The following is a 6,990-nucleotide window of genomic DNA, read 5'->3' as shown; positions in this document are numbered from 1 at the left end:
CCGCCCCGCGGGGGGGGGGGGGGGGGGGGGGGGGGGGGGGGGGGGGGGGGCGCCCCCCAGCCCCCCCCGGGGGCGGGGCCGCCGCCCCCGCCCCCCCCCCCCCCCCCCCCCCCCCCCCCCCCCCCCCGCCCGGCGGCGGGAGTTCCGGGTGCCCGGCGGGCCGCACCAGCGGCAGCGGGTCGGCGGCCTCGAGGTCCTCGTCGTCCACCCGGAACGTCCGCACCCTGCCCGGCGTCGACCACGGCTCCTCGAACCGCACGGTGACCCTGCCGACGCCGCTGCCCTGGACCCAGCCCGGCCCGTACGTCGCATGGCGCACGTCCTGCCCGGCCGCCCAGCGCCGCTCCGCCGGGTCGGGCCGCCCGGTCTCGGTACGGTGCGGTTCGCCGGCCTCGGCCGCGGCCCCCTCGGGCACGGTGGGCGCACCCTCATCGGGCTCGGCCCCCGCGGCGGCCTGGGCCTCGGCCTCCGCCTCTGCCGCCGCCTGCGCGAACAGGTCCTCCTGGGTGTAGTCCGCGAGCCCCGTCACGCCCACGCCCAGCAGCCGTACGCCGCCGGTGGTGTCCACCGACTCCAGCAGCCTGCCGGCTGCCTCCCGCACCACCGTGGGGTCGTCCGTCGGCCCGCGCAGCGTCTCCGACCGCGTCAGCGTCGAGAAGTCGTACCGGCGCACCTTCAGCACGATGGTCCGGCCGGAGTGGCCGCTTCCGCGGAGCCGCTGCACACACCGCTCGGCGAGCCGGTCCACCTCGAGCCGGACCCGCACCCGGTCGTGCAGGTCCACGTCGAAGGTGTCCTCCACGGACACCGACTTCGCGTCCCTCTCGGCCACTACGGGCCGGTCGTCGTGCCCCAGCGCCATCCGGAACAGCGCTGCCCCGTGCGCCCTGCCGAGCAGCCGTACGAGCTCGTCCTCGCCCGCCTCCGCGAGGTCCGCGACCGTCGTCATGCCTGCCCGCCGCAGATGTTCGCCGGTCGCGGGCCCCACGCCGGGCAGCGTCCGGACGGGCATCGGCCCGAGCAGGTCCCGCTCGGTGCCGGGATCGATCAGCACCAGGCCGTCGGGCTTGGCCTGCTCGGACGCGATCTTGGCGATCATCTTGGAGCCGGCCAGCCCGACCGACCCGGTGAGTCCCGTGACGGCCCGGATGTCGGCGCGCAGCCGCTCCCCCGTCGCACGGGCGGACGGCGCGTCATGGGCCGCGCCACCGGCCTCCAGGTCCACGAAGGCCTCGTCGAGGCTCAGCGGTTCCACCAGCGGCGACAACCGCCCCAACAGCTCCATGACCTGTTCGCTCACCGAGCGGTACAGCGAGAAGCGTGGTACGAGACAGGCGGCGTTCGGTGCGAGCCGTCTGGCCTGCGCCATCGGCATCGCCGAATGCACACCGAAACGCCGGGCCTCGTAGGAGGCCGTGGCCACCACACCGCGCGGACCGAGTCCGCCGACGATCACCGGCTTTCCGCGCAGCGACGGCTTCGCCGCCTGCTCGGCGGCGGCGAAGAAGGCATCCATGTCGAGATGCAGGATCGTCGGCGCGGTTCTCACATGTTCGATGCTCCCCCACAGCACTGACAACGGGGAGCGGCGGGCGCCGTCAGACGGCCCGGTCGCGTCTGCGCCTGGCCAGCTCGTCCGCCGGATTGTGGCCCACCAGCGTCTCCCCCGTGTCGATCCGCTCGCCGTGCAGCTGCGACAGCGCCGTCTCGACGTCCCGCCACACGACGCCCACGGCGATCCCGAAGACGCCCTGGCCGCCCTGGAGCAGGCCGACCACCTCGTCGGGCGACGAGCACTCGTAGACCGTCGCGCCGTCGCTCATCAGCGTCATGCGCTCGAGGTCCCGGAACCCTCGGGCCCGCAGGTGCTGGACGGCCGCCCTGATGTTCTGCAGCGCCACTCCGGTGTCCAGGAAGCGCTTGACGATCTTGAGGACGACCACATCGCGAAAGCTGTAGAGCCGTTGGGTGCCGGAGCCGTACGCGGGCCTGACGCTCGGCTCGACGAGACCCGTGCGCGCCCAGTAGTCGAGCTGCCGGTAGGTGATCCCGGCGGCCGCGCAGGCCGTGGGCCCGCGGTAGCCGATGGTGTCGGTGGAGGGCGCGGCTGCGCTGTCGTGCAGCGGATACGGCCCGCTTTCCACCGGACCGGGTCCGGGGCCGCCCCCGACCGTACTGTCGCCGCTGCTTCTCACGCCGACCTCCGTCCTTGACCTGCCACCTCGAAGGTAGGGAGTCACCAGGGGTGCGTCAACGATCGCCACACTCGGCACGCCGAGTGATAATCACCCTGAGAGTGGTTTCCCGTGCCCCCGTCCGGGGAAAGGCTGCTCGAATGCGCCGACGCGGAGCGGTCAGCCGCCCACATGTCGGCGGAACCGTCACTGGTTGCTGGACCCGAAGTCCTCGGGGGAGATCTGGTCGAGGAACTCGCGGAACTTCTCCACCTCGTCCTCCTGCTCGTCCGGGATGGCGATACCCGCGTCGTCCAGCACCCCGTCACTGCCGTAGATCGGCGTACCGGTGCGCAGGGCGAGCGCTATCGCGTCGGACGGCCTGGCGCTCACCTCGACCCCGCTGGCGAAGACCAGCTCCGCGTAGAAGACGCCTTCGCGCAGGTCGGTGATGCGGACCTGGGTGAGCTCCTGGCCCACCGCCTCCAGCACGTCCTTGAAGAGGTCGTGGGTCAGCGGCCTGGCCGGTGCCATGCCCTGCTGGGCGAAGGCAATGGCGGTCGCCTCCCCGGGACCGATCCAGATGGGGAGGTACCGATCGCCTCCCACTTCACGCAGGAGCACGATCGGTTGGTTCGAGGGCATTTCGACCCGGACACCCACAACGTCGAGCTCGTTCACACAGCAACCCTAGGACGTGCGCGACCGGTTTGGGTAGTCGGGCTGGTCCAAGATCAGTGGAGCCGCACTCCGAGGGCGGTCTGCACCAGTGCCGCATGGAGCCTCACGGAGAGCGTCACCAGCTCGTTCATGGTTGCCTCCGCATGGGCCCTGGTCTGCGGATTACGGTGCCGGCGCAGCGGTGCGACGACCTGTTCGACCAGGCCGGCATCGCGGTCCGCGGACGCTTTCATGGCACGCAGGTGTCGAGGCTCGAGACCGAATCTGCCCAGCTCTGCGACCATCCGTGCGACCGTGACCGCCTCCGGCTCGTAGGCGCCGCTCGCGTCCGGGGTGAGCAGGCCGTACGACTCCCACTCGGTGAGCTCCTCCTCGGAGACCTCGGCGGCGGCCAGCAGGGCCGCACGGCCGATACGGCCCGAGGGCGAACGCTCGGCCTCCGGCCCCCAGGAACCGTCGAAGAGGTCCCGCTGCGGGGCCTGTGCGGGCAGCTGCACCTGCTCGCCCCGTTCGAGGGCGTCCAGCTGCTCGCGGATCACCTTCAAGGGAAGGTAGTGGTCTCGCTGCATCCGCAGCACGAGCGCGAGCCGCTCGACGTCCCGGGCCGTGAATTTGCGGTACCCGGAGGGGGTGCGGCTGGGCTCGACCAGGCCCTCGGCCTCCAGGAACCTGATCTTGGAGATCGTGACTTCCGGGAACTCGTCGCGCAGGTGCCCGAGGACCGCGCCGATGCTCATCGGGCGGTCACCCGCGGCGGCGGTGCCGTGACCGGCACCGCCCGTCGGTGTTCGCAGCATGTGCCTTCCCTGGGGGTCACCCCGGACGGAGTCTGGGGAGGGTTACACGCCCCGCTGGCTCGCGTAGAAGACCAGCCGGTACTTGCCGATCTGAACCTCGTCGCCGTTGGCCAGGACCACGGAGTCGATCCGCTCACGGTTCACGTACGTGCCGTTGAGGCTGCCGACGTCGGAGACGGTGAAACCGCCGTCCGGGCCGCGCCTGAACTCCACGTGCCGCCTCGACACCGTGACGTCGTCGAGGAAGATGTCGCTCTGCGGATGACGCCCGGCCGTGGTCAGCTCACCGTCCAGCAGGAAGCGGCTGCCCGAGTTGGGCCCACGGCGGACGACCAGGAGGGCCGAGCCGAGCGGCAGTGCCTCGACGGCGGCCTGGGCCTCCGGCGAGAGCGAGGGAACGGCGGTCTGGCCGGTGACCTCCGAGTCGTAGGCCTCGATGCCGGAGATGGAGATGGTCGATGTCGTCTCCGACGCACGCTCGGCCGGCGCGCCACCCCTCAGCGGCGCACCGCAGTTGGAGCAGAACCGACCGGCCTCGGTGTTCCGGTGGCCGCACCTCGAACAAACCGGCAAACCCGCCATGGACGGATCCTCCTGCCGCGGCTGCCCCGCGTGGGGATTGGTCGCATACGGGTCGGAGGCAAACCCTCCACCCGCACTTGAGGTTGGATCCCCGAAACCTATGCCGCGGGCACCGGCAGGGTCAACAGACGACGCGCCCTGTCCGCCCGAATTGTCACCACCGGCCACCTCGTCCCGGAACAGCGGGCGCTCCCCGCCCTGCTCCTCGCTCTGACCATGACGCGGCGCGCGATGGCGGGCGTTGCCGTCCTCGCGTGAGCTCTTGCCGAACAACTTCGCAAACAACTTCACGGGCGTTTCCCCTTGACCGAAATAGACCCGCCCGTGGGGCAGGACGAACCCTCAACCAACACACCTGCCGAACCGGACACCCTCACAACGTCCGTACCCTCCGGACAGTTTCCACCACGCGCCACATATGTGATGCGTCGCCCCCCTGCAATCCTCTGCCCGGCTCCGGCACTCCCCATGTCCCCCCGCTTCACTGCGGTGACGATCGAGCGTAGTCAGGCCGCTCCGCCGGTCGCAAGGCGTCGACAATGATCTTCTCTGATCGCTCCACAGTAGCCGTGGCCTGCTCCTTCTCCAGAGTCTGCACGACACCGCCGGGGATGTTCAGCGCCGGCTCCAGGTCCTGCGGCTTGCCGATGACCTTGAAGGTGTACGGAGCGGTGATCCGCCTGCCGTCGACCTCTATGTCCCCGGCGGCCCCCGAGAAGAAGGTGTTCGCGACGACCCGGGTGCCGTTCACCTGGACCGCCTCCGCCCCGGCCGCGCGCAGCTCCTGGATCGTGTCGAGGAGCATGTCCGACTCCACGGTGCCGGACGGGTCCTGGATCGTGAGGGTGATCCCCGGCCCTTGCGCGGCGACCGTACCGGCCAGGATGCCGAGCTGCTGCTCCTTCTGCTGCGTCTGCTTCCGGGCCTCTTCCGCCTGGTCCGAGCTGTTCTCGAGCTCGGTGCGCTGGTCCTCGAGGCGCTGCTTCTCGTCCTCGAGCCGCTGCGTGCGGTTGTCCAGCTCGTCGAGGATGCGGACCAGGTCCTCCTGCCGGGCACCGCGCAGCGCGCTCTCGTCGCTGTTGGAACGGACCTGGATGGCCAGACCCAGACCAAGGACGAACAGCAGCACCGCGACGATCAGTTGGGCGCGGGTCACCCGCGGCGGCCACACCGCCGCACCGAGCCGCTGCCGACCGGTCGGGACGTCTGCCTGCGACGCATCGGGTTCCTGTGCGGCGGGTGGCGCGGGCGGCTGCGCCTGCGGGAGCGGCTGGGCCCGCGGCGGCTGCGGCGACTCGTTCCTGGGGGTCTCTTCGCTGCTCATCGTCACGCCCGGAAGACGTGCCGGCGGATGGCCGCGGCGTTGGAGAAGATCCGGATGCCGAGCACGACGACCACGCCCGTGGACAACTGCGCGCCGACGCCCAGCTTGTCGCCAAGGAACACGATCAGCGCGGCCACCACGACGTTCGAGAGGAAGGACACGACGAAGACCTTGTCGACGAAGATCCCGTCGAGCATGGCCCGCAGACCGCCGAACACCGCGTCGAGTGCGGCGACCACCGCGATCGGCAGATAGGGCTCGACCACCGCCGGCACTTCGGGCCGGACCAAAAGCCCGACCACGACTCCCACGACGAGGCCCAGTACGGCGATCACGATGTGCCCTTCTCTGATTCGGCCGCTCCCGGCCCACTGCCCTGCGGGGCGTCGGCGGTCGTCGGCTCAGCTGTTCGTACGATCAAGCTCGGGGCCGCGGGCAGTCGCACCGACTCCTCGTCGGACATGCTGGTGCGGATTCCGAAGTCCTCTTTGAGGACCTGGAGATACTGCCCGTCGGCACTGCCTTGGAAGGCGGTACGCAGCTTGCTGCCGTCCCCCACCGCGAGCACCGTGTACGGCGGCACCAGCGGCCTGTTGTCGACCAGTATGGCGTCGCCGGCCGCACGGATCGCCGACAGGGCGGTCAGCCGCTGCCCGTTGATCGCGATCGCCTCGGCGCCGGACTCCCAGAGGCCGTTGACGACCCGCTGCATGTCCCGGTCCCGTACCCGGCCGGTGTCGGAGAAGCCGCTGCTCTCCCGCGGCCCGTCGCCGCCCTGGTCGGTCCCCTTGGCGTCGTCCACGACGAGTTTGACGCCCGGGCCGTGCACCTCGGTGGCGCCCGCCAGCAGGGGAACCGTCGCTCCCTGCTCCTCGCCGTGCGCGTTGAGGGCCTTGCGCTGCCGCTCCTCGACGTCGGACCGCAGGGCCTCGACGTCCCGCTCCACGGCGTCGGCCTTCTTGGTCTGCGCCTCGACGCGGTCGATGAGCTCCTCGCGCTCCTTGGCCAGCACCGGCGCGGAAATCTGCGCCTCGGCGGCTCCGAGCGTGACGACCGCGGCCGCGAGCACGAGCCCGGCGGCCAGTCCCAGCTTGGCGCGCAGCGTGCGGGGCATGCCGCCGCCCTCTGCCCGGCGGGCCGCCGCCTCCGCGTAACCGTCGTCGAGGCTGTGCTCCATGACGTTCGTCAGCAGCGACATGGACGCATCAGGGCGCGCGGGCGGAGAACCTGTGCTCCGAACGGGGGGCTGCTGCGACATGCCGCACATCGTCGCACGTCGCAACCGCTACCGCCGAATGGCCCCACCGGTGTGGCGGCGGGCGCCCCCCCGGGGGGGCCCCCGCCCCCCCGGGCGGCGTGACTGACCAGGGCGGGCCGCCCCCGAGGGCCAATCGTCCCGGGGGGCCCGGGGCGGACCCGGGGGGGGGCCCCC

At 71.6% G+C, this 6,990-nt stretch carries 7 protein-coding genes and 1 pseudogene (1 of these 8 cut by a window edge); all 8 read right to left on the bottom strand.

Going from position 1 to position 6,990, the window contains the following annotated elements; translation table 11 throughout:
* Positions 1–1,549, bottom strand: a pseudogene (locus ACIPJI_RS35535) (DNA polymerase IV); it reaches 209 nt to the left of the window's first position.
* A 49-nt stretch (positions 1,550–1,598) separates the two neighbouring features.
* On the bottom strand, positions 1,599–2,144 hold the full coding sequence (locus ACIPJI_RS35530) for a MerR family transcriptional regulator (RefSeq protein WP_244258316.1): 546 nt from the start codon (positions 2,142–2,144) through the stop codon (positions 1,599–1,601).
* 237 nt (positions 2,145–2,381) lie between these two features.
* Entirely contained in the window at positions 2,382–2,855 is a 474-nt protein-coding gene (locus tag ACIPJI_RS35525; protein WP_005320145.1) for a bifunctional nuclease family protein, read from the bottom strand.
* A 53-nt stretch (positions 2,856–2,908) separates the two neighbouring features.
* Positions 2,909–3,652 carry a MerR family transcriptional regulator gene (locus ACIPJI_RS35520; protein WP_402251053.1) on the bottom strand — a complete coding sequence of 248 codons (744 nt, stop codon included), beginning with the start codon at positions 3,650–3,652 and terminating at the stop codon, positions 2,909–2,911.
* A 42-nt stretch (positions 3,653–3,694) separates the two neighbouring features.
* Positions 3,695–4,567, bottom strand: a complete 873-nt coding sequence (locus ACIPJI_RS35515; protein ID WP_307710284.1) for an FHA domain-containing protein — start codon at positions 4,565–4,567, stop codon at positions 3,695–3,697.
* Between the two features lie 148 nt (positions 4,568–4,715).
* The gene (locus tag ACIPJI_RS35510) at positions 4,716–5,558 is read right to left on the bottom strand and encodes a DUF881 domain-containing protein (protein WP_402251052.1); all 843 of its coding nucleotides are present in this window, start codon (positions 5,556–5,558) and stop codon (positions 4,716–4,718) included.
* A gap of 2 nt (positions 5,559–5,560) precedes the next feature.
* A complete protein-coding gene (locus ACIPJI_RS35505) occupies positions 5,561–5,893 on the bottom strand; it encodes a small basic family protein (protein ID WP_003970459.1) in 333 nt (110 codons plus the stop codon).
* Entirely contained in the window at positions 5,890–6,816 is a 927-nt protein-coding gene (locus ACIPJI_RS35500; RefSeq protein ID WP_402251050.1) for a DUF881 domain-containing protein, read from the bottom strand. The genes ACIPJI_RS35505 and ACIPJI_RS35500 overlap by 4 nt, the downstream gene beginning before the upstream one ends.
* Positions 6,817–6,990 lie beyond the last annotated feature (174 nt).

Origin of the sequence: Streptomyces sp. NPDC086835 (assembly GCF_044745705.1) — a bacterium.
Lineage (GTDB): Bacteria > Actinomycetota > Actinomycetes > Streptomycetales > Streptomycetaceae > Streptomyces.
The sequence above is the reverse complement of the archived record's forward strand: the minus strand, read 5'-3'. Positions and strand labels throughout refer to the sequence as shown.